The organism is Tardiphaga sp. 285_C5_N1_2 (genome assembly GCF_052076065.1).
GTDB classification, from domain to species: domain Bacteria; phylum Pseudomonadota; class Alphaproteobacteria; order Rhizobiales; family Xanthobacteraceae; genus Tardiphaga; species Tardiphaga robiniae.
In genome coordinates, this window is record NZ_CP197241.1 from 5,352,727 (window position 1) to 5,377,679 (window position 24,953).

Genomic DNA, 24,953 nt, shown 5'->3' on the forward strand with positions numbered 1-24,953 from the left:
TCCAAAGAGAGAATGGCAACAGGTCAACTGCTAGAATAGGTCAAAGTCGGCGCCGGATGCGATCGGCCTGGCGTTGGCAAATGGAGCCTGGCCACCGCACTGTCGTTCCTATGTGGCGAGCCTGATCACCTACACCGTCGTGAAAGCGGCGGGACTGAGCTGAGGCATGTAGGGCGGATTAGCGGTAGGATGGGTAGAGCGTCTTCGCGAAACCCATCAATGTCGTGTGCAAAAGAGATGGTTTCGCTGCGCTCTACCCATCCTACGATAGTGCTCCGGGTTTCAGAATCCCGCGGCCAGACCATCCTTGCGCGGATCGGAGCCCGCGACATAGCCGCCATCGATCCTGCGCACGAGCTGCGCACCGCCGAAGCCGAAGGCGGAGTCCGGCGGTTCGCGCTCGATGACATGGCCACGGCTGGCAAGGTCTGCCGCGACATTGTCCGGCACCGCCGTCTCGATCGCCACTTTCAATCCCGCGACATAGCGCCAGCGCGGCGCATCCGCCGCCGTCTGCGGATCCTGTCCCCAGAGCTGCATGCGCAGCATGATCTGCAGATGGCCCTGTGCCTGCATCGGGCCGCCCATCAGGCCGAAGGCCATCAGCGGCGCTTTGCCCTGCATGACAAAACCGGGAATGATGGTCTGGAACGGCCGCTTGCGCGGGCCGACCTGATTGGGATGGCCCTCGGTCAGAATGAAACCGAAGCCGCGATTCTGCAGGCTGATGCCGGTGCCGGGCACGACCACGCCGGAGCCGAAGCCGGAATAATTCGACTGGATATAGGACACCATCATGCCGCTGGCATCGCCGGTCGATAGACATACCGTGCCGCCGGTCTTGGGCGCGCCCGCGCCAAAATCCTGCGCACGGCTGCGATCGATCAGCTTGGCGCGCGATGCGAGATAGGTGGGATTGAGCAGATGCGCGACAGTGACGTCGCGCATGTAATCGAGATCGGCGGCGTAGGCGTAAACGTCGGCGAAAGCGAGTTTTGTGGCTTCGATCTGCAGATGGAACGCGTCGCCGCTGTCGAGCGCGAGACCGTCGGTGCCGTAAGCCCGCATGATGCCCAACGCCATCAGCGCCGCGATGCCCTGCCCATTCGGCGGGATTTCATGCAGCGATGCATCGCCGAAATCCTGATGGATGGTGCCGCACCAGTCATTGCGATGCTCGGCCATATCCGCGGCCGTGAGCACGGCGCCATGTTCGCGCGCGAAGGCTGCAATGCGCTGCGCGAGTTCGCCGCGATAGAAGGCTTCGCCTTTGGTCTCGGCGATCAATTTCAACGAATATGCATGGCCCGGTGCCTTGAAGAGTTCACCCGCCGCAGGCGCACGATCATTCGGCATGAAGGCCTCGGCAAAGCCCGGCTGGTTCTTCAACTCCTCCGCACCGCGGCGCCAGAGTTCGGCGATCACGGGCGAGACGTGGAAGCCATTCTCCGCATAGGAGATCGCAGGCTCGAACAAGTCAGCGAATGGCAGCTTGCCGAAGCGTTCGGACAGGTCGACCCAGGCCGAGACGGCGCCGGGCACGGTGACGCTCTCCCACCCGCGATGCGGGAATGTCTTGTGATTTGCAAATCGCTCCGGCGTCCATCCCGCCGGCGACCGGCCCGAGGCGTTGAGGCCGTGCAGCTCCTTGCCATCCCAGAGGATGCAATAGGCGTCCGATCCGATGCCGTTGCCGGTCGGCTCGACCACGGTCAGCGTGATCGCTGCCGCGAGCGCCGCATCCAGCGCATTGCCGCCGCGCTCCAGCATGCGCAAACCCGCCTGTGTCGCCAGCGGCTGCGACGCCGCCACCACATTGCGCGCCATGACCGGCGAACGGCGGGAAGCGTAAAGGCCATCATGTCTGTATTGCATCAGTTCAGGCTCTCTTCAGGACTTTGCAGATCAACGCGTCTTCTTATCGTCATTTGCACGAGCCGAACAGACGGGTTGCACCTGCCAAATAGACAGGCGGGTCTGCTCACCTCTCGATCTTGCACCGGCTAGTCGCTTGCGCTTACGGTTCCTCGCCTTCCATCAAGAGGATCAGTATGGCCATCACCGTCATCCGCAACGCGGACTATGTCGTCGCCTGGGACGCCGCAAAGAACAGCCACACCTATGTCACCGGCGGCGACGTCGCTTTCGACGGCGGCCAGATCGTGTTTGCCGGCCGCGACTATCAGGGCGAAGCGGTCGAGACCATCGACGGACGCGGCTTCATGGTGATGCCGGGCCTCGTCGATATCCACTCGCATCCGTCCAGCGAACCGCTCAACAAGGGCTTTCTCGACGAGATCGGCTCGCCCGGCCTGTATAATTCGTCGCTTTACGAATACATGCCGATCCTGCGGTCCGATCCGGAAGGCGTGCCGGACTGCGTGCGCGTTGCGTATTCCGAACTGCTGCTGTCCGGCGTCACCACGGTGGTCGATCTATCGATGCCGCATCCGCAATGGCTCGATCTCGCCGGACAAAGCGGCCTGCGCGTCTATATCGCTCCGGGGTTCCGCTCGGCGCGCTGGTTCACGCCGAATGGCACGCTCGTCGATTACGAATGGAACGAGAAGGCCGGCGAAGACGGCATGCTGCAGGCTTTCGCGCTCATCGATGCCGCCGAGAGCCATCCGTCCGGCCGTCTGTCCGGCATGATGTATCCGGCGCAGATCGACACCTGCACGCCGCAACTGATGAAAGACAGTTATGCCGAAGCGAAACGCCGCGGCATTCCGTGGCAGACCCATGCCGCACAGTCGGTGTCGGAATTCCACGAGATCGTCCGCCGCCATGGCGTGACGCCGATCCAGTGGCTCGGCGAACTCGGCGTGCTCGGCCCGACCTCGCTGGTCGGTCACTCCATCTTCGTCGACGACCATCCGCTGACGCCGTGGCACACGAGGCGCGATCTCGCGCTGCTCGCCGAGACAGGAACCACCGTCGCACATTGCCCGACCGTGTTCATGCGCCGCGGCATCGCGCTGCGCGATGTCGGCCGCTATCGCGCGGCCGGCATTTCGGTGGCGATCGGCACCGACACCTATCCGCACAACATGATCGAGGAGATGCGCAACGTGACGATGACCTCGCGGCTGATGGCCGGGCATCCGCGCGGCCTGAACTCGACCATGCTGTTCGAGGCGGCCACCATCGTCGGCGCCAAGGCGCTCGGCCGCAACGATATCGGCAGGCTCGAAGCCGGCTGCAAGGCGGATTTCGTGATGGTCGACGTCACCCATCCGATGATGCAGCCGCATCGCGATCCGATCCGCAGCATGATCTATGCGGCGGCGGAACGCGCGGTGCGTCACGTCTATGTCGATGGCCGGCAGGTGGTGAAGGACGGCGTGGTGCAGACGTTCGATTATCCGGCCGCGGCGCTACGTGTCCATGAGGCGCAGATCCGCGCGGAAGAGCGCACGCCGGGTCTCGACTGGGCCGGCCGCAAGCTGACGGAGATCTCGCCGCTGTCGTTCCCGATGGCGTGGCCGTCGAACGAATGAGCCGGTACTTGCGGCATTCGGACTTTACCACGTGCGCCGGCGCGCTCCCTCTCCCCGCCCTTTTGCGGGGAGAGGGTTGGGGTGAGGGGCGAGGCACGGCGATTCATCACGCACGGATTCTCGGATCGAAGAATCCTCGACCCGAGAGCGCGAGTATGCGGCAGTTCCAGTGAGGGCCCCTCACCCGCCGCGAAGACGCGGCGACCTCTCCCCGCGCAGAGCGGGGAGAGGATAAGGCGGGAGAGTTTAGAGCCTATACGCGCTCGATGATGATCGCCGGTGCCATGCCGCCGGCGGCGCACATGGTGACGAGGCCGCGCTTCAGGTTGCGGCGCTCGAGTTCGTCGAGAACAGTGCCTATCAGGATCGCGCCGGTGGCGCCGATCGGATGACCCAGCGCGATCGAGCCGCCATTGACGTTGACCTTGCTGCGATCGAGATCGAGATCGCGGATGAACTTCTCGGCGACCACGGCGAAGGCTTCATTGATCTCCCACAGATCGATGTCTTCTTTCTTGAGACCGGCCTTTGCCAGCACCTTCTTCGCAGCCGGTACCGGCGCATTCAGCATCAGGGTCGGGTCGTCGCCGATATTGGCCATGGCCACGATGCGCGCGCGGGGCTTCAGGCCATGCTTGTCGGCATAGGATTTCGAGGTCAGCAGCAAGGCTGCGGCACCATCGACCACGCCCGATGAATTGCCGGCGTGATGGAAATGCTCGATCTTGAGGTCTGGATATTTCTGGTTGATCTGCTTGCGGAAGGTCATACCGCTTTCATCCAGCGGATGATCGGCCATCGCAGCGAAAGCCGGCTTCAGACCGGCGAGACCTTCGGCAGTGGTTTCCGGACGTGGATATTCGTCCTTGGCGAGCACGATGTTGCCCTCGTCATCCTTGACCGGGACAATGCTCTTGTCGAAACGGCCTTCCTTGATCGCGACGGCTGCGCGGCGCTGGCTTTCCAGCCCGAGCGCATCGAGCGCCTCGCGGCTGATGCCCTCCATCGAAGCAATCGCGTCGCCGCAGATGCCCTGATGCGACTGCGGATGCACCTTGGCGAGGCGCTTGTTGCCCGAGCCCATGCCGAGCGGCGCCTTGCCGGCGGCCATGTCCTCGGCAGCCATCGCACCGGTGAGCGACATCATCTCGGTGCCGCCGGCGATGACGACGTCCTCCATGCCCGACATGATCTGGGCCGCCGCGAAATTCACCGCAGTGATGCCACCGCCGCAGAAACGGTCCAGCGTGGTGCCGGACGCCTTGATGTCATAGCCGGCATCGAGCGCGGCCATGCGGCCGAGATCGCCGCCCTGCTTGCCGCGCTGGGTCGAGGTCGACCAGATCACGTCGTCGACGTCCGCGGTGTTGAGTTTGTTGCGCTCGGCAATCGCCTTCAGCACGGTTGCTGCCAGATGCTGCGGATGATGTTCGGCGAGCTTGCCCTTGCCCACTTTGCCGATGCCACGGGGCGTGCGGACTGCGTCGATAATATAGGCGTCGGCCATGATCTTCTCCCAAGAGTTTTGAAGTGTTTTTCTGACCGCGAGATTGGCCAAGCTACCCGTGAAGTCAAGGTGCGCAGGCGGCATGCACGTCTGCCAAAATTGGCGGGCGGCCGGTGCAATTTCATCCACTACTAGAAAATTGGCACAACCCAGGCACGATATTATAACCATACCGGCGCTATGAGACGGAGGCGGCCGCGCCGCTGCACGCTCATTGCGCTTAACAGCCAGAAATCCAGGAACATATCTTCATGGATCAGCCTGATGTCACCCGCCGACGCTCGCGCGTATTTGCGCCCGGCCTCGCCGTCGCCGCGCTGCTGCTTCTGCTGCCTGTAGCCGTGTGGCTCGATCTGACCAATCTGGTTGACGCCGCCTTGCGCCGGCAGGCCAACGACCTGAACTCCGTGATCACCAGCGTGCGTGGTTATTACGCAACCAATGTGGTTGGGCGCGTGCTGGCCCATCAGGGCACGACGCAGGTGGTGCACAATTATGAAAGCGTGCCCGGCGCGATTCCCATCCCGGCGACGCTCTCCCTCGAACTCGGCCGGGTGATCGGCGCGCAGCAGGAGAATATCAACTATCGCTTCGTGTCGGATTACCCATTCCAGAACCGCGCGCCGCATCAGCTCGACGATTTCGAAAAGACATCGCTGCGCAGCCTGCGCGACAATTCCGAGCAGAAGATCATCGACACCAAGGCGTCGCTGTTCAGCGACACCGTCCGCATCGTTGCCCCTGTCCTGATGGGCCCGGCCTGCGTCAGTTGCCACAACAGCCATCCGGAAAGTCCGAAGAAGGACTGGAAGGTCGGCGATGTCCGGGGCATCCAGGAAGTCATCATTACCCAGCCGATCGCGGCGAACCTGTTCTCGTTCAAATTCCTGCTGGCTTATTTCGCACTCGCCGCGATCAGCGGCGTCTCGTTCCTGACGCTGCAACGCCGTCAGTCGCGGCGCATCGCAGGCATGAATCAGGAGCTGGAAGCCAATAACGATTTCCTTGCCACGCTGTCGATGAAGATCTCACGCTACATCTCACCGCAGGTCTATAAGAGCATCTTCAGCGGTCAGAAGGACGTCACCATCCATACCGAGCGCAAGAAGCTGACGATCTTCTTCTCCGACATCCAGAATTTCACGGCCACGACTGAGCGGCTGCAGCCGGAGCTGATCACGCATCTGCTCAACGAGTATTTCACGGAGATGTCGGCGATCGCCCACGAATATGGCGGCACCATCGATAAATTCATCGGCGATGCGATGCTGATCTTCTTCGGCGATCCGGAGACCAAGGGCGACCGTCAGGATGCGCAGGACTGCCTACGCATGGCGTGGCGGATGCAGCGCAGGCTGATCGAGTTGAATGCGAAGTGGCGCACCGAAGGCATTGAGGAGCCGTTCAAGGCCCGCATCGGCATCAATTCCGGTTACTGCAATGTCGGCAATTTCGGCAGCAGCGACCGCATGGACTATACGATCATCGGCGCAGAGGCGAACCTCGCGGCGCGCCTGCAGTCGATCGCAGAACCCGGCGGCATCGCCATCAGCTATGAAACCTTCGCGCTGGTGAGCGACATCATCACCTCGCATCCGCTGCCCCCGATCACCATGAAGGGCATCAGCCGCGAGGTGGTGCCCTATGCGGTGGACAGCATCATCGACGACAAGCCGGTGCAAACCAATATCGTCGTTGAACGCATGCCGGGGCTGGATTTCTATCTCGACCCTTCCGCCGTGCGGCCCGACGACACCGAACGCCTGCGTTCCGTGCTGAACGAGGCGCTGGCCTCGCTGGATCGCAAGGTATAATCGGCGCCGAATCAACGCCCCAGCGCCACACAGCTGTGTCTATCGCCGGCAGGCAGGTTGCCCCGATTCAGCGAACACCATAGTCATTGTTGAACGACGCTGCGCCTGAAGAACTGCCCGGAATCAGATGCTCCAAGACGATCTTAGCCTGCAGGACGATCCCAGCCTTGCCGCCATGGCCGACACGCTCGCCAGATCGACCGACTACCGCGTCCTCCGCCGGCTGATCCCGCGCACCGAATTCGCGCCGGCCAATGGCCAGCCGACCCGATCCGGAATCCTCCTCGACGTCGAGACCACGGGTCTCGATCAGGTGCGCGACGAAGTCATCGAACTTGCCATGATCAAGTTCGACTATCTGCCGGACGGCAGCATTACGCGCGTCGCTGACATTTTCACCGCATTCAACGAGCCGTCGCGGCCGATCCCGCCGGAGATCACCGAGCTGACGGGCATTACGGACGAGATCGTCGCGGGACATCGCGTCGATCCCGATGCCGTCGCCGCTTTCGCCGATGACGCCGTCATCGTCATCGCGCACAATGCGGGCTTCGATCGCAAGTTTTCCGAGCGCTATTGGCCGGTGTTCCAGCACAAGGCCTGGGGCTGTTCGGCCACCGAAGTCGACTGGCGCAAGCACGGCTTCGATGGATCGCGCCTCGGCTATCTACTCGCCGGCGCAGGCTTCTTTCACCAAGCCCACCGGGCGATCGACGATTGTCACGCGCTGCTGGAGATTCTCGCGTTCGAATTGCCCGATCTCGGTGCGCCGGCACTGGCGGTTCTTCTGGAACGCGCCCGCAAGAAAACGATGCGGGTCTGGGCAGAGCAGTCGCCTTTCGACCTCAAGGACGAGCTGAAGCGACGCGGCTATCGCTGGAGCGACGGCTCCGACGGCCGGCCGAAGTCCTGGTACATCGATGTCGAAGAAAGCAAAGAAGCGAGCGAAATCGAATTCCTGCGCAAGACGATCTATATGCGCGATGTCGAACCGCGCGTGCAGGCGCTCAGTGCGATGAGCCGGTTTTCGGTACGAGCGCAGAACATCTAAAGAAAAGGCTAGATATTCGCGCCGTCATTGCGAGGAGCTCTTGCGACGAAGCAATCCAGTCTTTTTCTTCTTGAAGACAAGAACTGGATTGCCGCGTCGCTTCGCTCCTCGCAATGACGAACGTTAATTCAATCCAGCCGGCGGTCAGACCGGCTGCAGACCGAGCGCCTGCGCCGCCTCGATCCAGACCGGTAGCTCCTTCTGATACAGCGCATTGGTCTCCTTGAAGCCGAGCGCCGGTTCGAGCACGAAGGTCTTCAGCACTTCCTTCACTTTCGGATCGCTGTTGGCCGCGACGCAAAGCTGCGACAACCGATCGACAATCGGCTGCGGCGTTGCCTTGGGCACAGCCCAGCCCGTGAAGCCACTCACCGTGAAGAACTTCGACGTCGCCCCCTGTTCAGGCAGCGTCTTCACATTGGGGATGGCGTCGACCTTCTTCGAATGCACTGCGAATGGCACGCCGCGGTCGCTCTGCAGCACACTTTGTGATGCCGTGTAGCTGCCCATCGCAAAATCGATCGAGCCTTCCGCCAGTCCCGTCCACATCGGCGCTTCGCCGCGATAATGGATCGGCTCGATCTTGAGGCCATACTGCTTGTTGAGTTCGTTGATCGTCATATGCGGCGCCGAACCGACGCTATAGGTGCCGAAATTCACCTTGTCGTTCTTGCGCGCGAAGGCGACGAAGTCCTCCAGCGTCTTGACGCCGGATTTCGGACTGGCGACCAGTGGCAATCCGGCGCCGGGAATGACGCTGACCAGCGTCAGATCCTTGTCCATGTCGTAGCCGGGCGTCTTGAGCATCACCCGGTTCATTACATAGGTGGTCGAGATCGAGCAGAGAATCGTGTGACCGTCTGGCTCGGCGCGCGCGACTTCCGCTGTGCCAATGGCGCCGGATGCGCCGGCCTTGTTTTCGATGACGACAGTCTGTCCGACCTGTTTGGAAATGTATTCGCCGAAGGCGCGCGCGAGCAGATCGGTCTGCCCGCCGGCTGGATAGCTACAAATCATGCGGATCTGCCGCGACGGCCACGCGGCTTGCGCCGAAACATCGCGCGCGACGAACGGCATGGCGGCAGCCGCCGACCCGGCAGCAATGAAGTGACGACGATTGATGATCGCAGACATGTTTCCCTCCGTTGTTTTTTTTGACGGTACCCGATCGCTCCCTTATTCGCCACGACGATAGGCGGGACAGATTGGCGCATTGGAAAAGCAAATCGCTTCCAGCTCTGCACGTATCGGCTCACGCCATCTGGATCGCAGCGCGGCAGTGCAGTAGTGTCCGCGCCAACTAAAAATGCCGGACCGTTCGGATCTGGCGCACACATCACGTGAGGGACGAAACACCATGGCGCGGAATATTCTGATTCTCGGAGCTTCCTACGGCTCGTTGCTGGCGACGAAGCTCTTGATGGCGGGTCATAACGTGACCCTCGTGTGCCGGAAGAAGACCGCCGAACTCATCAATCGCGATGGTACTGAAGTGCGCATCAAACTGCGCGACGAACCGAACCACCGCGCCATCTTCTCACGCGACCTGCCGGGCAAACTGGATGCGACCTCGCCGGATCAGGTCGACATATCGCGCTACGATCTGGTCGGCCTTGCGATGCAGGAGCCGCAATATACCAACCACACGATCCGCGTGCTGATGATCAAGATCGCCGCGGCGAAGCTACCTTGCCTGTCGATCATGAACATGCCGCCGCTGCCCTATCTCAAGCGCATTCCGGGGCTGGCCGACATGAAACTCGAAGAGGCCTATACCAATGCCCAGGTGTGGGAACGCTTCGACCCGGGACTGGTGACGCTGTGCTCGCCCGATCCGCAGGCCTTCCGGCCGCCGGAGGAAGCGGCGAATGTGCTTCACGTCGGCCTGCCGACGAATTTCAAGGCATCGGCCTTTGCCGATCCGGCTCACAACAAGCTGCTGCGCGAACTCGAAGCCGACATCGACGCTGTGAAGCTCGACGGCCAAGACGTGCCGGTGAAGCTGAAAGTATTCGACTCGCTGTTCGTGCCGCTGGCGAAATGGTCGATGCTCCTGACCGGCAACTATCGCTGCATCACGCCCGAAGAGCCGCAGTCGATCCGCGAGGCCGTTCACGGCGATCTCAAGGTGTCGCAGTCGATCTACGAGCATGTCGATGCCGTTGCGCGGCGCCTCGGCGCTGATCCCGAAGATCAGGTCCCGTTCGCCAAATACGCCAAGGCAGCCGAGAGCCTGCTCAAGCCGTCATCGGCCGCCCGTGCTGTCGCTGCCGGAGCGCCGTTTATCGAGCGGGTCGATCTTCTGGTGAAGCTGATTTCGCATCAGCTCGGCATGACCAATGCAAATATCGACCGCACGGTCGAAGTCGTCGATCAGAAGCTCAACGAACGGCTGGAGTCCAGCGCGGGAATCTGACGCGCTGGCGTGACGGTGCTGCGATTGAATACCGGCTTCGCGACTGACGTCAGACGCGAAGCCACCGCCGCGACGGCATTCTCTATTCGATCGATATGATCTCGAGCTCCTGGGCGCCCGCGCCGACGATGTCACCGACGGCCTTGCCCATCAGCGATTTCGCCACCGGGGACACGAAGGAAATCGAACCGGCCTTGGGATCCGCTTCGTCCTCGCCTACGATCCGATAGGTCTGCACACGCCCGTCATTGCGGCTGAAAGTCACCGTGCTCCCAAAGGCTACGGTGTCGGTCGATGTCGGAGCTGGAACGAGCTGGGCCGTGCGGACACGGGCCGCGAAATAGCGCATGTCCCGCAACGGGATTGCCGCCTGACGTCGCCGCTCGTTCACGTCGTCGATGGCGCTCGCCGCGTCATGGGCCTCGCGGGCCTGCTGGAGCTGCGTCTCCAGCGCCTGCAAACCTGCCTCCGTCACAAGATTCGGATGAGGCGAGATCGGGCGGTCGGGCAGCAGGGTTTCCGCAGCCGTTTCGGCACTCTCTTCCTTGGTGAAGGCAACGCTCAATCTCGAACTCCGTATCGACGCTATCCGCTGTGACGGCGCAGGAAGCGATTATCCCATTGGTTTGTCAAAACCATGCAGAAATAGCCTGATCGCGTAAATGCACCCGGAATTTTGTTGCTTTGCGGCACCGGACGGCGACAAGGCAGCCTTGTTCCAGCGGAGGGGCAATCCGATTGTGTTTGCGATCTTCGGGGGTTATGCACTGGCTAGACCGATCCTAAATTGGATCGTGGACGGACCCTGCCCTGACCGCAGGGTCTGACATGCGCCAATGCCGAGCGCCGGCGGCGGTGCATTCAAGCCTCGCAGATCAAGAACGCCGTCAGGAAGGAATTCGTCGTGTCCAAGTCGCCCGTCGTCACCATCGACAACCATCCCGGCCGCTCCGCACAGACCATCGGCATTGCGCGCATACTCGGCACGGACGAGACGCTCATTCATGAGCCGTCGGTGGGCGTGGTCGGCACCAAGGGCGACAGCCAGTGCTATATGGGCGTGATGTCCAAGGTGGACGCGATCCATGAGAGCCTGAAGAAGCGCATTGGTCGTGGCGAAGGCCAGCTGCCCTATCGCCTCGTGCAGCCGGAATACACCATCGCCACTTCGGACGGCATCCGCAACGGCACGCGCGAAATGCGCTATTCGCTGATCGGCCGCGAAGTGACCAACGACGCGCTGTCGGAACATCTGAGTGCCACCGGCCTGCTCGGCACCATCGCCGTGGTCGCCTGCGACAAGCCGCCCGTCGGCGCGCTGGCCGCGCTGCTCGAACATAACGAGCCGTCGATCATCATGTCGGACGGCGCGATCCATCCCGGCACCGATCCGGAGACGGGCGAGAAGCTCGACATCGTCAGCGCCTATCAGGTCGCCGGCAATCCGGATGCCGAATATCGCCACCGCATCGCCTGCCATGCCTGCCCGGGCTATGGCTCTTGCGGCGGCATCTTCACCTACAACACCATGCAGACTTTCATCGGCGTGGTCGGCATGCAGCCGCTGCACATGGTGGCGCCACCATCGGACGATCCGCGTCGCGTCAAGGAATTCCCGGAGCAGCTGGTCAGCTATCTCGCCAACATGATCGCCAAGGGCATCAAGCCGCGCGACATCGTCAGCCGCGACTCGATCCGCAACGCGATGATCGTGTCGCTGGCGATCGGTGGCTCGACCAATGTGACGCTGCATGCGCCGGAAATCGCGCGCGCCGCGGGCTTCGCCGACTTCTGGAAGGAAGTCATGACGCCGGCGGAGTTCAACTACCTTTCGCAATATATCGTGCCGGTCCTCACCGACGCCCGGCCCTATGGCAAATATTCGATGGTCGATATCGATGCGGTCGGCGGCGTGCAGGTGATCGTGCGCGAGCTGATGGATGCCGGCCTGATCAATGGCGACGTGCTGACCTGCACCGGCGAAACGCTGGCCGAGCAGATTAAACGCCTCGAGACCAAGCCGGCCGACGGCCGTGTCGTCTATACTGTCGCGAAGCCCTACAAGCCGACCGGCGGGTTGCGCGTGCTCGGCGGCAACCTGTCGCCGGAATTCTCCGCCATTCTCAAGCTCGCCGGCGTCGAAGGCGGACTCGAGGACAATCGGTTCCGCGGCACCGCGCGCGTGTTCGAAGGCGAGCGCGGCCTGCTGCAGGCGCTCGACCAGCATCCGGAAAAATTCCAGAACCACGACATGGTGATCGTGCGCTACGACGGCCCTGTCGGCGCGCCCGGCATGCCGGAAATGCTCGACCCGACCTCGCGTATCACCACGCTCTGCCGCGAGCGCAACATCGTCGTGGGTCTCATGACCGATGCGCGCTTCTCCGGCGGCTCGGTGGGCCTCGTTATCGGCCATGTCGGCCCGGAAGCCGCACTGGGTGGTGCCATCGGACTGATCGAGGACGGCGACGAGATCATCGCCGACCTCAATCTCAACGAACTCAACTGCACGCAGCTGCAGGACCCCGCCATCTATGCCAAGCGCAAGGCGGCATGGGAAAAGGTGGTTGCGGACAATGGCGGCATCCATCCGAGCTGCGGCGAGGCTGATACGCGCTTGCTCCATCGCGCCCGCACCAGCGCCGTGCCCGCCACCCGCGGCGCCGGCCTGCATCCGAACCGCGAGGTTTGGGTGCGCAACCAGCGCGAAGCCACGCGCTCGGGTTTCGTGCCGAAAAATACGCATCGTCCGGAAGCCAACAAGGCTTTCTAGACCTGCGGACGGGCGCTCAGGGCCGGGTTTGCTGCAAAGCTCCCGGCCCCAGCCATTTTCCTTGATCTTCCCAAAGCGGCTGGAGCATTTTTCTTTATTGGAAGCATGATCTCTCGACAAACGAACTCGTTTGTCGGCGAAAACCGGCATCCACTTTTCGGGATCATGCTCTAACCGTCTCCCGCTTCAAGCATTTTGAGCGCCTCGCGGTTATCGGCGGCGCGCGCATCGTCGATGTAAGCGACGAGCAACCGGTTGATGGCGACCGAATCAAGCAGCCTGAATTCGCGGGGCCTGATCCAGCCATCGAAATAGCGGTCGATATAACCGATGGGGCTATCGCGCTCCTCCACCCAGTTCGGCCCGATCAAACCTTGAGGTTGCAGTTCCCAGTAGCAGGAAATGAGGTGGGCGCCCTGGGCACCACCCTGGGCAGAGTGGCCAAGGATTCGCTGACCGTCGCGTGGCGCCTCACTCATCGGCCGAAGGAAGTGGCCGTATTCACGTAAAATCCGCTCAACCTGCATGCAACGCGATTCCGTTCCCGGAGGCGCCGACCGGCACCACGCAAACATCTAACGGGTCGCGCGTTTTTTGTTTCCCATGACAGACCGGTCGGTGTCATCACGCAGCCGGCATTCGCACAGCGCTGTGAGACGTTCCAAAACGTGATGTCGGAGGTTGCAGGCGATGCAGATAAAGCGCTGTGGCTTTGCCGATCACAATAAATCGATCTAGAGCAAAACCAAACTGCTGCGGGTTAGCGCGAGCAGGTACGCTGGTCCGCCAAACCTCTGTAAATTAAGGCATCTTTCAGCTTTTATTAAGGCGTCGATAAGCATGCCGTTGCGCCAATCCAGATCGTGTCGGGTTGTCGATTGCTGTGGCGAATGGGTGACAGCATTTTACGCAAAAGCTGTCTAAGTCCACGCCATAGACGGAGCGAACGCGCTCTCGCTCTAAAATGGTTTTCTGGAGAAGAAGAAAATGAAGAACTTCCTGATGGGCACCGTTGCCCTGATCGCCCTGGGCGCCTCGGTTCCGGCAATGGCCGCTGACCTCGCTGCTCGTCCCTACACCAAGGCTCCGGCTTACGTTGCCGCTCCGATCTACAACTGGACCGGTTTCTACATCGGCGGTCACGTCGGCGGCGCGTTCAACGGTTCGAACGGCTTCGGCGGCACCTCCGACAATTCGGATGGCCGTTTCCTCGGCGGTCTGCAGATCGGCGCTGACTACCAGTTCGCTCCGAACTGGGTCGTTGGCATCGAAGGTCAGTACAGCTGGGTTGGTTCGAACAACACCAATGTCGCTTTCGTTCCCGCTGGCGTCACCTACAACCTGAACCAGAAGGGCCTCGGCTCGGTTACCGGTCGTATCGGTTACACCTGGGGTCCGGCACTGCTCTACGTGAAGGGCGGCTACGCTTACTCCGACTACAGCGAATCGCTGGTCACCACCGCTGGTGGCGTTCCGGTTGCCTTCGCTGGCGGCACCAAGCATGACGGTTACACCGTCGGCGCTGGCCTCGAATACCTGTTCACCCAGAACTGGTCGGGCAAGGTTGAGTACCAGTACTACGACTTCGGCAAGACCACTTTCGCCGCTCCGTCGCCTGCTGGCATCGTCGGCCTGTCGTCCAAGAACGACGAGCACACCGTCAAGGCTGGCCTGAACTACCGCTTCAACTGGGGTGGCCCGGTTGTTGCGAAGTACTGAGCTTCGCGCCTGATTTCAGGCTCATGACTACGGAAAGGCCGGCGGAAACGCCGGCCTTTTTGTTTTACCCTTTGGTAACCTCGCAAGCCCCGCGACAGCCAGGGGTTGCCGATTTACCCGAATATTAACCCGGTACCGACATACTCTCTGCGCGATCCGCCACCAGGACGGTGGACGCGGGGGGAATCAATGGCACTGACGTCGTTCATCGGAAAATTCGGACGGTTTCGTTTCTCGCGGCCCCGTTGGGGCATTCGCGGCAGCCTGTTCGCCGCCTTTGCCGTTATCGCGGGCATGGCGATCCTGATCAGTGCCGGTGCCGGCATGATTCTCGGTCAGCTCGGCGGCATGATGACAGACCTGAACGGCCGGGACATTCCGAAACTGACCGCCAGCCTTCAACTGGCCACCGCCAGCGAGAGCCTTGCCAGCCAGGGCCCGATGCTGCTGGCATCGAGCAGCCCCGACGTTCTGAAGGAACGCTCGCAGCGCATGCGGGATACGCACAAGATTGCAGTCGAGAAGCTCGACACCATCGCCAAGCTCGGCGCCGACAAGGCCGTGGTCACCGCCCTGGCCGACACCGTCAAGAATATCGAAGACACGATTCGCAGCCTTGGCGCTGCCACCCAGGAACGCCTCGACGCTGTCGCCCAGCATCAGAAGCAATACGACGCCTTGCGCACCGCTGCGGCAAACTTCGTCAAGATGTCGGAGCCAGCCGCCACCGACGCCCAGAACGTGATGAACGACACGCTGAGGGCAACAGTCTTCTCGGCCGAAGATTCCGGCGAAGCCGCGCGAGTCATCGTGCAGGTCGGCGAAGTCGTCGCCAGCACCAACCTGATCTCGTCCGATCTGATGGCCGCACTGTCGGCCGGCTCGTCCGAAGCGCTCTCTCCGATCGAAGACAACTTCAAGGCTGCCCAGACCCGCGTCAAATCCAATCTCGATGCTCTGGTCGGCATCAAGGGGACCAAAGAACTCAAGGAAGCCGCCCTGCAGCTGCTGGCGATCGGCGACGGCAAGAACAGCGTCTTCAAGGTGCGCCAGAAAGAGATGGACACCGTCGAATATGGCGAACTCATCCTCGACGAGACGCGCAAGCTGAATGTCGGCCTCGGTATGAGCGTCAAGCAACTGGTCGACAAGGTGCGCAGCGAAACCGACGCCGCCACGACACAAGCACAGACGACAATCACGCTCGCGACACAGGTGATGCTCGGCCTCGGCGCGCTGACGCTGATCGGATCGGCATTGTTCGTCTGGCTCTATGTCGGCCGCAGCATTCTGCGCCGCCTCGCGCAATTGCAGCGCGCGATGCAGCGGCTGTCCAGCGGAGATCTCGACACCGAGATCGCCCGCAGCCGCCAGCAGGATGAAATCGCAGCGATGGCGGGCACGCTCGAAGTGTTCCGCGACAGCATGATCAACGCCCGCACGCTGAGCGCGGAGCAGGATCAGGACCGCATTGCCAAGGGCGAACGCACGTCGCGCATCGAAGCCCGCATCGTCGACTTCGAGAGCAAGGTGCGCAACGCTTTGGAGAAGCTGCAGAGCTCGGCCGATTCCATGCAATCGACCGCGCAGAGCATGACGGCTACTGCCGATCGCTCCAGCGCGCTGGTCAGCGCCGTCGCATCGGCCGCAGAGGAAACCTCGGTGAACGTCCAAACGGTGTCGGCCGGGACCGAGCAGCTGTCGTCATCGATCAACGAGATCAGCCGACAGGTCGTCACGTCCACCGAAATCGCCGCAAAGGCCGTCAACGAGGCCGGCGAAACCGATGCGACGATGCAGGGTCTGGCCGACAACGCCAATCGCATCAGCGTGGTGATCGATCTGATCCAGACCATCGCGTCGCAGACCAACCTCCTCGCGCTCAACGCGACCATCGAGGCGGCACGCGCGGGCGATGCCGGCCGCGGCTTCGCCGTCGTGGCATCGGAAGTGAAGAGCCTTGCCGATCAGACCGCAAAGGCCACCGACGAGATTCGCACGCAGATCGTCTCGATGCAGCAGGTCACGTCCACCGCCGTCGGAGCGATCCGCAACATCGGGCAGACCATCGCCGAGATCAATCATGTGAGTGCCGCCATCGCCACCGCCGTCGAACAGCAAGGTGCGGCAACACGCGAGATCGCGCGCAACATCCAGCATGCCGCCGGCGGCACCAGCGAAGTGTCGAGCAACATCGTCGGTGTCAGCGATGCATCGACGCAGGCCGGCACGGCTGCCAACGACGTGCTCGGCGCCTCGGGTGAACTGCGCCGCGAGGCCGACGTTCTTCGTGGTGAAATCGACGAATTCCTGTCGAGTATCCGCGCGGCCTAAGGCGACAATCCAGCGCATGGCTGCACCCGGCCAGCGTCATTGCTCCAACCCTCAAAATCATGGACTGCTTTCACGGCAGCCCATGATCGGTGGCTGCGCAGAATGTAAGGATTGCGTGAATGCCCCCAACACCCTCTGCATGGACATCGACCGAACTGCGCCACGACTGGCAGCGCCATGAAGCCCAGGCACTCTATGACTTGCCGTTTGCGGACCTGATCTTTCAGGCGCAGAGCACCCACCGCAGCAATTTCGATCCGAATCACGTCGAGACTGCGAGCCTGCTCAGCATCAAGACCGGCGGCTGCGCGGAAGACTGCGGTTATTGCTCGCAAAGCGCCCACTACAACACTGACGTCAAGGCGACCAAGCTGATGGATCCTGACGCCGTAGTTGCCACGGCGCAGCGCGCAAAGGATGCCGGTGCGAGCCGCTTCTGCATGGCCGCGGCCTGGCGCAATCCCAAGGACAAGGATCTCGACCGCGTCTGCGACATGGTCAGCGCGGTGAAGGATCTCGGCCTCGAGACCTGCGCGACGCTGGGCATGCTCACGGAAGATCAGGCCAAACGCCTGCAGGACGCCGGCCTCGACTTCTACAATCACAATGTCGATACCTCGCCGGAATTCTACGGCAAGATCATCACCACGCGTACGATGGAAGATCGCATCGAGACATTGGCGCGGGCGCGCCATGCCGGCCTCAAGGTCTGCTGCGGCGGTATCATCGGCATGGGCGAGCAGGTCGAGGATCGTCTGGGCATGTTGATGCTGCTGGCCAACCTGCCGCATCATCCGGACAGCGTGCCGATCAATATGTGGAACGAAGTGAAGGGCGTGCCGGTCAACGACACCGCCGAACGCCCAGATCCGATCGCGCTGGTCCGCATGATTGCCGTGGCGCGTATCATGATGCCGAAGAGCGTGGTGCGGCTTTCCGCCGGACGGCAATATATGACCGATGAATTGCAGGCACTGTGCTTCGTCGCCGGCGCCAATTCGATCTTCATCGGCGACGTGCTGCTGACCACGAAAAACCCCCAGACCGACCGCGACGCTAACCTGCTGGACCGGCTCGGCATGACCTCGCGGCTCGACGACGTGAGCGGAAAGAGCACGCCGGCTCTGCCGGTTACCGCTTCAGCACAGGCCGATATGCGCGCCAGCGCATAAACCCATGCCCTGCGCCAGCCGAATTTGTGCTGGCGCAGGGGTCCTTGGCCCGCTAAGCCGGATGAAAAGGACATTGTGACAGAACCGATGCATTCGAAAACAGACGCCAGCACAAAGCCAGCCGATGACCTCCGCTATCCCTGGGAGAACCATCCCGGGACCGATCAGGTGGTCGAAATTGCTCCGGGCGTTCTCTGGATCCGGCTCGACCTGCCGTTTCGCCTCAACCATGTGAACATCTATCTGCTCGCCGACGGCGACGGCTGGGCCATGGTGGATACCGGCATCGGCAATGACGCTACCATCGCTGCATGGACGAAACTGTTCGAAGGTCCGCTGAAGGGCAAGCCGATCAGCAAGGTGATTGTCACCCACGCGCATCCCGATCATGTCGGCCAGGCCGGCTGGATGGTGCAGCGGTTCAACTGCCCCTTCTATATGTCGCAAGTCGAATATCTGCAGGGCGTCTATCACCAGCACCGCCGCACCGAAGAGCGCATCGTCAATATGCGGCAGTTCTTCCATCGCCACGGCATGGATGCAGATATCACCGAGCAATTGCTCGGCCGCGGCCAGGAGTATCTGAAGAAGACGGTGCCGCTGCCAGCCGCCTATCGCCGGTTGTCCGACGGCGACGATCTCGTGATCGGCACGCGCACCTTCCGCGTGCTCACCGGCGCCGGCCATTCGCCGGATCAGGTGATGCTGTATTGCGAGGCCGATAAACTGTTCCTGTCGGCCGATCAGGTGCTGAGCAAGATCTCGCCGAATGTCAGCGTCTGGGCCCATGAGCCCGACGAGAATTCGCTCGGCTCCTATCTGCATTCACTGAAACGTCTCGCTGATACACTGCCCGACGACGTGCTCGTGCTCCCCGGTCACGGCGTGCCCTTTCACGGCCTCAAGATCCGCATCAAGCAGCTCGCCGATCATCATGAAGAGCGCTGCCAGATGATCGCCGCAGCGTGCAAGGATGCCGGCAAGACGTCCGCCCAGCTGGTGCCGGTGGTGTTTCACAAGCACAAGCTGGATGCCCACCAGACCGGATTTGCCGCCGGCGAATTGATCGCCCACGTCAATCACATGCTGGCGCAGAAGCGGCTGACCTCGACAATGGGCGCCGACGGCATGCTGCGGTTCAAATCGACGTAACCTGCAGCGCAGCAAAAATTCGTGAACGACCTCAGGCTCTTGATGCACATCAAAAGCCGCGGCACGTGGTCAAATTGACCAATTGCGCCTCGACAGCCAAGCTGGAAAAGCTCTAAAACGCACCTGACGCTGGGTTCGGGTTTCGTTTTTGGGTCTTTTGCGATGGATTACAGCAAGTTCTTCAGTGACGCGCTCAATCGTTTGCATGACGAGCGCCGCTATCGTGTCTTCGCCGATCTCGAGCGCATTGCCGGTCGGTTCCCGCATGCGGTCTGGCACACGCCGAATGGTCCGCGCAATGTCGTGATCTGGTGCTCCAACGATTACCTCGGCATGGGCCAGCACCCGAAAGTGGTCGGCGCCATGGTCGAAACCGCGACCCGCGTCGGCACCGGCGCCGGCGGCACCCGCAATATCGCAGGCACGCATCATCCGCTGGTGCAGCTCGAGGAAGAACTCGCGGACCTTCACGGCAAACAGGCCGCCCTGCTGTTCACCTCTGGCTATGTCTCGAACCAGACCGGCATTTCGACGCTCGCCAAGCTGATGCCGAATTGCCTGATCCTGTCTGACGCGCTGAACCATAACTCGATGATCGAAGGCATCCGGCAGGCCGGCTGCGACCGCGTGGTGTTCCGCCATAACGACGTCGCGCATCTCGAGGAACAGCTAAAGGCTGCCGATCCCGCGCGTCCGAAGCTGATCGCCTGCGAGAGTCTGTATTCGATGGATGGCGACGTCGCGCCACTGGCGGCGATCTGCGATCTCGCCGAACGTTATGGCGCGATGACCTATGTGGATGAAGTCCATGCGGTCGGCATGTATGGCCCACGCGGCGGCGGCATCGCCGAGCGCGACGGCGTGATGCATCGCATCGACGTGCTCGAAGGCACGCTGGCCAAGGCCTATGGCTGCCTCGGCGGCTATATCGCAGCAAACAAGGACATTGTAGACGCCGTGCGCTCCTATGCGCCGGGCTTTATCTTCACCACCGCATTGCCGCCGGCGATCTGCTCGGCCGCGACCGCGGCGATCAAACACCTGAAGAGCTCGAGCTGGGAACGCGAACGCCATCAGGACCGCGCTGCGCGGGTCAAGGCGATCCTCACCGCGGCCGGCATTCCGGTGATGTCCACCGACACCCATATCGTGCCGGTCTTCGTCGGCGATGCCGAGCTCTGCAAGAAGGCCTGCGATCTGCTGCTCGAAGATCACGGCATTTACATCCAGCCGATCAACTACCCGACCGTCGCCAAGGGTGCCGAGCGCCTCCGCATCACGCCGTCGCCCTATCACGACGACGTGCTGATCGATCACCTCGCGGAATCGCTGCTGCAGGTGTGGGATGAACTCGGCCTGCCACTGCGCAGCAAGGCGCTGGCGGCAGAGTAACTCACACCAGCGACAACTAAAACATCGTCATGGCCGGGCTTGTCCCGGCCATCCACGTCTTTAGGGTGTCGAAGACGTGGATGCCCGGCACAAGGCCGGGCATGACGAGTTTTGATTGAGCGCACCTTCCTGGTTGCCAGCCCAAGGACTTCTTAAGTGGACATCATCTGGAAAGGTATTCTCGGCGGACTGCTCACCGCCCTGATCGCCTGGTTGTCCAAACGGGGCAACACGCTGCCCGGCATTCTGCCGTTGTTTCCGACCTTTGCGATCATTGCGCTCCTCATCGTCGGCGCAAAAGGCGACAGCGCGGGCTTCCGGGAAGCCTGCATGGCCGGCGCGAAGACCATTCCGGCCTATCTCGCTTTTCTCGGCATCTGCTATCTCACGGTCGGCACGTTCGATTACCGCCTCGCTCTGCTGGCCGGCGTGACCGCCTGGCTATTCATTATCCTGATCGCCTTTTTCGGCCCGCGCTGGATTTAACGACGATCCGGCATTCCCCGGCGTCCGGCCAAATCCCTGTCGCCTGCACCGGCGCAACCGGCTAGATTTTCGCCTGACGGACGGGCTTCAGCCCGCCAAAGGGAGCACGCACGATGCTGCACGACTGGGGCGTGATTGTTGCCGCCCTCTGCTACATCGGATTTCTGTTTTGCGTCGCCAGCTATGGCGACCGGATCGCGCTGTTCCAGAGCGGCCGCGCCAAGGCCGTCATCTATCCGCTGTCGCTGGCGATCTATTGCACGTCATGGACGTTCTTCGGCTCGGTCGGCGTGGCGAGCCGGACCAGCGTGGATTTCCTCGCGATCTATGTCGGCCCGATCCTGTTCTTTGCCTTCTTCTCGCCCGTGCTGCGGCGTGTGATCCATCTCGCCAAGACCCAGAACATCACCTCGATCGCCGACTTCATCGCCGCACGTTACGGCAAGAGCCAGGCCGTCGCCGCCACCGTCGCCGTGATCGCCATCATCGGCTCGGTTCCGTACATTGCGCTGCAGCTGAAGGCCGTCGCGTCGTCGCTGGAAACGATCCTCGGCGAGGATAAGGCCATTGCCGGCGTTCCCATCGTCGGCGACATGGCACTGGTCGTGACTCTCGCAATGGCGATGTTCGCCGTGCTGTTCGGCACAAGGCAGACTAATGCGACCGAACATCAGCACGGCCTGATGCTCGCCGTGGCTACCGAATCCATCGTCAAGCTGGTGGTGTTCATCATCGCCGGCGCCTTCGTGACATTCTGGATGTTCGGCCCCTCGGAGCTGGTCGAGCGCGCGATGAAGACACCGGAGGCGATGCGCGCCATCAACTATGTGCCGTCGTTCGGCAATTTCCTCACGATGGTGCTGCTGTCGTTCTGCGCCATCATGTTGCTGCCCCGGCAGTTCCACGTCAGCGTCGTCGAGAATTCCAGCGACTCCGAAGTGAGCCGCGCACGCTGGCTGTTTCCCACCTATCTGATCGCCATCAACCTGTTTGTCATTCCGATCGCCCTCGCCGGCCTCGTGACCTTTCCGTTCGGCGCCGTCGACAGCGACATGTATGTACTGGCGCTGCCGATCGAGGCCGGCTCCAGCGCGCTCAGCATGGCTGTGTTCATCGGCGGCTTGTCGGCAGCCACCGCCATGGTGATCGTCGAATGCGTTGCGCTGGCGATTATGGTGTCCAACGATATCGTGTTGCCCCTGGTCTTGCGGCGCGGGCCGCAGACGCAGAATGAGCAGACCGACTTCGGCAACTTCCTGCTCAAGGCGCGGCGTTTCTCGATCTTCGCCATCATGGTGATGGCTTATTTTTATTTCCGCGCGCTCGGCAATACGCAACTCGCTGCCATCGGCCTGCTGTCATTTGCCGCCATCGCGCAACTCGCTCCAGCTTTCTTTGGCGGGCTGATCTGGCGGCGCGCGACCGCCCGCGGCGCCATGGGCGGCATGGTGGTCGGCTTCATCGTCTGGGCCTATACGCTGTTCATCCCGAGCTTCCTTGAAGGCAGCACCGCAGGCGTCCTGTTCCTGCAGCACGGCCCCTTCGGCATCGAGGCGCTGCGGCCGCAGGATCTGCTTGGCACTGAATTGCCACCGCTGCTGCACGGCACGCTCTGGAGCCTGTCGCTCAATATCCTGACCTATATCGTGCTGTCGCTGATGCGGGCGCCGTCGTCGATCGAACGACTGCAGGCCGATGTCTTCGTACCCAACACGCTGGCGCCGATCACACCGGCATTCCGGCGCTGGCGGACCACGGTGACGGTGCAGGACATTCTCAGCACCGTGACCCAATATCTCGGCCCGGACCGCGCGCGCGAATCCTTCGATGCTTTCGCCACGCGTCGCCGTGTCGATCTCGATCCGGCCGCACCTGCGGATTTCGAACTGCTGCAGCACGCAGAATATCTGATCGCGTCATCGATCGGCGCAGCCTCATCCCGCGTGGTGATGTCGCTGCTGCTGCGCAAGCGTACGGTGTCGGCCAAGGCGGCCTTGAAGCTGCTCGACGATTCCCACGCGGCGCTGCATTTCAATCGCGAAATTCTGCAGACTGCGCTCAATCACGTCCGCCAGGGCATCGCCGTCTTTAACCCCGACCTGCAGCTCATCGTCTCCAACCGGCAGTTCGGCGAACTGCTCGGCCTCCCACCGCAGATCGTGCAGATCGGCATTCCGCTCCGGGAGATTCTGGAATTCATCGGCATCCAGAGCGCGTCGCCTTATGGCGACAACGAAACCCTGACGCAGGCGCGGTTGGCTGCCTACACGACTGAAGGCGAGCCGTATCTTGAACGTCTTCAGGACCGCCAGATCGTCATCGAGGTACGCACCAACAAGATGCCCGATGGCGGGCTCGTGCTCACCTTCTCCGACGTCACGCCCAGCTTCGAGGCCGCAGAAGCGCTGGAGCGCGCCAATGCCACGCTGGAAAAACGCGTCCGCGACCGCACTGAGGAGCTGACGCGACTGAATTCCGAACTGGTGCTCGCCAAGAGCACTGCGGAAGACGCCAATATCTCAAAGACCCGCTTTCTGGCCGCCGCCAGCCACGACATTCTGCAGCCGCTCAATGCCGCACGGCTCTATGTCACCAGCCTGGTCGAACGAAAGAGCGGCGGCGAGGATGCGCGGCTGGTCGAGAATATTGACGACTCGCTGGAGGCCATCGAGGAAATCCTCGGAGCGCTGCTCGACATCTCGCGCCTCGATGCCGGCGCCATGAGCCCCGCGATTTCGAGTTTCCGCATCGGCGACCTGATGCGCTCACTTGAGATCGAATATGCACCGATCGCGCACGCCCGCGGCGTCAAGCTCACATTCGTGCCGTGCTCACTGCCCGTGGAATCCGATCGCCTGATGCTGCGCCGTCTTCTGCAGAACCTGATCTCGAACGCGATCAAATACACGCCGCATGGCCGCGTGCTGGTCGGCTGCCGGCGCCGCGGCAAGGCCTTGCAGATTGGCATCTACGATACCGGCGTCGGCATTCCGATCCTCAAACGTGGTGAGATTTTCAAGGAATTTCACCGGCTCGAACAGGGTGCGCGGATCGCGCGTGGCCTCGGGCTCGGCCTGTCCATCGTCAAGCGCCTCGCGCATGTGCTCAATCACGGCATCGCGCTGGATTCCAATCGTAGCGGCGGCTCGTTCTTCTCGGTGACGGTGCCCGTGGCCAAGGCGATCAATCACACCACCGCGGTCACCAGCGCGACGCCGCTGTCGAAGTCACCTATGTCGGGCACGCTCGTTGTCTGTATCGAGAACGACATGGCGATTCTCGATGGCATGAAGACGCTGCTGCAGGCCTGGGGAGCCGAGGTCGTCGCCGTCCCTGATCCGGAAGCCGCGATGAACGCCATCGCCGAAATCCAGGGCTCGGGCCGACGCCTCACGGGCTTGCTGGTCGATTACCATCTCGACCGCGGCAACGGCGTCGCCGCGATCCGGGAAATCCGCAACCGTTTCGGCAAGGAAATCCCGGCCATCCTGATCACCGCCGACCGCAGCCCGCATGTGCAGTCAGCCGCGCGCCAGGACAAGATCGCGGTGCTGAACAAGCCGGTGAAGCCGGCGTCGCTGCGCGCGCTGCTCGGGCAATGGCGCACGCAGCAGATGATCGCGGCGGAGTAGCCAAG

The 24,953-nt window shown here is 62.0% G+C and carries 17 protein-coding genes; 12 read left to right on the top strand and 5 right to left on the bottom strand.

Annotation, left to right across the window (positions count from 1 at the left end; genetic code table 11):
- Positions 1 to 282 precede the first annotated feature (282 nt).
- The gene (locus AB7951_RS25370; protein ID WP_120288186.1) at positions 283 to 1,875 is read right to left on the bottom strand and encodes a gamma-glutamyltransferase family protein; all 1,593 of its coding nucleotides are present in this window, start codon (positions 1,873 to 1,875) and stop codon (positions 283 to 285) included.
- Between the two features lie 176 nt (positions 1,876 to 2,051).
- On the opposite strand from AB7951_RS25370, the gene AB7951_RS25375 reads away from it, so the two are divergent.
- Positions 2,052 to 3,500 carry an amidohydrolase family protein gene (locus AB7951_RS25375; protein ID WP_120288185.1) on the top strand — a complete coding sequence of 483 codons (1,449 nt, stop codon included), beginning with the start codon at positions 2,052 to 2,054 and terminating at the stop codon, positions 3,498 to 3,500.
- A gap of 253 nt (positions 3,501 to 3,753) precedes the next feature.
- On the opposite strand, the gene AB7951_RS25380 is transcribed toward AB7951_RS25375, so the two are convergent.
- The gene (locus AB7951_RS25380) at positions 3,754 to 5,007 is read right to left on the bottom strand and encodes an acetyl-CoA C-acetyltransferase (protein WP_120288184.1); all 1,254 of its coding nucleotides are present in this window, start codon (positions 5,005 to 5,007) and stop codon (positions 3,754 to 3,756) included.
- A gap of 251 nt (positions 5,008 to 5,258) precedes the next feature.
- Here AB7951_RS25380 and AB7951_RS25385 point away from each other — a divergent pair, with 251 nt between their 5' ends.
- Positions 5,259 to 6,821, top strand: a complete 1,563-nt coding sequence (locus AB7951_RS25385) for an adenylate/guanylate cyclase domain-containing protein (protein ID WP_120288183.1) — start codon at positions 5,259 to 5,261, stop codon at positions 6,819 to 6,821.
- Between the two features lie 127 nt (positions 6,822 to 6,948).
- Positions 6,949 to 7,872 carry a 3'-5' exonuclease gene (locus AB7951_RS25390; protein ID WP_120288182.1) on the top strand — a complete coding sequence of 308 codons (924 nt, stop codon included), beginning with the start codon at positions 6,949 to 6,951 and terminating at the stop codon, positions 7,870 to 7,872.
- Between the two features lie 144 nt (positions 7,873 to 8,016).
- Here the strand turns inward: AB7951_RS25390 and AB7951_RS25395 are convergent, their stop codons facing one another.
- Positions 8,017 to 9,006, bottom strand: a complete 990-nt coding sequence (locus AB7951_RS25395) for a tripartite tricarboxylate transporter substrate binding protein (RefSeq protein WP_120288181.1) — start codon at positions 9,004 to 9,006, stop codon at positions 8,017 to 8,019.
- Positions 9,007 to 9,229: 223 nt separating this feature from the next.
- On the opposite strand from AB7951_RS25395, the gene AB7951_RS25400 reads away from it, so the two are divergent.
- Complete coding sequence (locus AB7951_RS25400; protein WP_089266854.1) at positions 9,230 to 10,288, top strand: ketopantoate reductase family protein; 1,059 nt, start codon at positions 9,230 to 9,232, stop codon at positions 10,286 to 10,288.
- A gap of 82 nt (positions 10,289 to 10,370) precedes the next feature.
- On the opposite strand, the gene greA is transcribed toward AB7951_RS25400, so the two are convergent.
- On the bottom strand, positions 10,371 to 10,853 hold the full coding sequence (gene greA / locus AB7951_RS25405; protein ID WP_089266853.1) for a transcription elongation factor GreA: 483 nt from the start codon (positions 10,851 to 10,853) through the stop codon (positions 10,371 to 10,373).
- A 339-nt stretch (positions 10,854 to 11,192) separates the two neighbouring features.
- Here greA and AB7951_RS25410 point away from each other — a divergent pair, with 339 nt between their 5' ends.
- Entirely contained in the window at positions 11,193 to 13,061 is a 1,869-nt protein-coding gene (locus AB7951_RS25410; protein WP_089266852.1) for a dihydroxy-acid dehydratase domain-containing protein, read from the top strand.
- A 170-nt stretch (positions 13,062 to 13,231) separates the two neighbouring features.
- On the opposite strand, the gene AB7951_RS25415 is transcribed toward AB7951_RS25410, so the two are convergent.
- Positions 13,232 to 13,588, bottom strand: a complete 357-nt coding sequence (locus tag AB7951_RS25415; RefSeq protein ID WP_147421597.1) for a hypothetical protein — start codon at positions 13,586 to 13,588, stop codon at positions 13,232 to 13,234.
- Between the two features lie 460 nt (positions 13,589 to 14,048).
- On the opposite strand from AB7951_RS25415, the gene AB7951_RS25420 reads away from it, so the two are divergent.
- The 7 genes from AB7951_RS25420 to AB7951_RS25450 all read left to right on the top strand — a co-directional run bounded on the left by AB7951_RS25420 (position 14,049) and on the right by AB7951_RS25450 (position 24,948).
- On the top strand, positions 14,049 to 14,780 hold the full coding sequence (locus tag AB7951_RS25420; RefSeq protein WP_120288178.1) for an outer membrane protein: 732 nt from the start codon (positions 14,049 to 14,051) through the stop codon (positions 14,778 to 14,780).
- A 189-nt stretch (positions 14,781 to 14,969) separates the two neighbouring features.
- Entirely contained in the window at positions 14,970 to 17,114 is a 2,145-nt protein-coding gene (locus AB7951_RS25425; protein WP_120288177.1) for a methyl-accepting chemotaxis protein, read from the top strand.
- Between the two features lie 119 nt (positions 17,115 to 17,233).
- The gene (gene bioB / locus AB7951_RS25430; protein ID WP_441256082.1) at positions 17,234 to 18,286 is read left to right on the top strand and encodes a biotin synthase BioB; all 1,053 of its coding nucleotides are present in this window, start codon (positions 17,234 to 17,236) and stop codon (positions 18,284 to 18,286) included.
- Between the two features lie 87 nt (positions 18,287 to 18,373).
- Positions 18,374 to 19,438 carry an MBL fold metallo-hydrolase gene (locus AB7951_RS25435; RefSeq protein ID WP_120288176.1) on the top strand — a complete coding sequence of 355 codons (1,065 nt, stop codon included), beginning with the start codon at positions 18,374 to 18,376 and terminating at the stop codon, positions 19,436 to 19,438.
- Between the two features lie 162 nt (positions 19,439 to 19,600).
- The gene (gene hemA / locus AB7951_RS25440) at positions 19,601 to 20,830 is read left to right on the top strand and encodes a 5-aminolevulinate synthase (RefSeq protein WP_120288175.1); all 1,230 of its coding nucleotides are present in this window, start codon (positions 19,601 to 19,603) and stop codon (positions 20,828 to 20,830) included.
- 156 nt (positions 20,831 to 20,986) lie between these two features.
- A complete protein-coding gene (locus tag AB7951_RS25445; protein WP_068732644.1) occupies positions 20,987 to 21,316 on the top strand; it encodes a GlpM family protein in 330 nt (109 codons plus the stop codon).
- Between the two features lie 113 nt (positions 21,317 to 21,429).
- Positions 21,430 to 24,948 carry a PAS domain-containing hybrid sensor histidine kinase/response regulator gene (locus AB7951_RS25450; protein ID WP_120288174.1) on the top strand — a complete coding sequence of 1,173 codons (3,519 nt, stop codon included), beginning with the start codon at positions 21,430 to 21,432 and terminating at the stop codon, positions 24,946 to 24,948.
- Positions 24,949 to 24,953: the final 5 nt, after the last annotated feature.

Excerpts from the sequence above, each read along its gene's own strand:
- AB7951_RS25425 (WP_120288177.1), top strand. The coding sequence starts at position 14,970 with ATGGCACTGACGTCGTTCATCGGAAAATTCGGACGGTTTCGTTTCTCG.
- AB7951_RS25370 (WP_120288186.1), bottom strand. The coding sequence starts at position 1,875 with ATGCAATACAGACATGATGGCCTTTACGCTTCCCGCCGTTCGCCGGTC.
- AB7951_RS25415 (WP_147421597.1), bottom strand. The coding sequence starts at position 13,588 with ATGCAGGTTGAGCGGATTTTACGTGAATACGGCCACTTCCTTCGGCCG.
- AB7951_RS25385 (WP_120288183.1), top strand. The coding sequence starts at position 5,259 with ATGGATCAGCCTGATGTCACCCGCCGACGCTCGCGCGTATTTGCGCCC.
- AB7951_RS25395 (WP_120288181.1), bottom strand. The coding sequence starts at position 9,006 with ATGTCTGCGATCATCAATCGTCGTCACTTCATTGCTGCCGGGTCGGCG.
- AB7951_RS25435 (WP_120288176.1), top strand. The coding sequence starts at position 18,374 with ATGCATTCGAAAACAGACGCCAGCACAAAGCCAGCCGATGACCTCCGC.
- bioB (WP_441256082.1), top strand. The coding sequence starts at position 17,234 with ATGCCCCCAACACCCTCTGCATGGACATCGACCGAACTGCGCCACGAC.
- hemA (WP_120288175.1), top strand. The coding sequence starts at position 19,601 with ATGGATTACAGCAAGTTCTTCAGTGACGCGCTCAATCGTTTGCATGAC.
- AB7951_RS25420 (WP_120288178.1), top strand. The coding sequence starts at position 14,049 with ATGAAGAACTTCCTGATGGGCACCGTTGCCCTGATCGCCCTGGGCGCC.
- AB7951_RS25450 (WP_120288174.1), top strand. The coding sequence starts at position 21,430 with ATGCTGCACGACTGGGGCGTGATTGTTGCCGCCCTCTGCTACATCGGA.
- AB7951_RS25400 (WP_089266854.1), top strand. The coding sequence starts at position 9,230 with ATGGCGCGGAATATTCTGATTCTCGGAGCTTCCTACGGCTCGTTGCTG.
- AB7951_RS25380 (WP_120288184.1), bottom strand. The coding sequence starts at position 5,007 with ATGGCCGACGCCTATATTATCGACGCAGTCCGCACGCCCCGTGGCATC.
- AB7951_RS25390 (WP_120288182.1), top strand. The coding sequence starts at position 6,949 with ATGCTCCAAGACGATCTTAGCCTGCAGGACGATCCCAGCCTTGCCGCC.
- AB7951_RS25375 (WP_120288185.1), top strand. The coding sequence starts at position 2,052 with ATGGCCATCACCGTCATCCGCAACGCGGACTATGTCGTCGCCTGGGAC.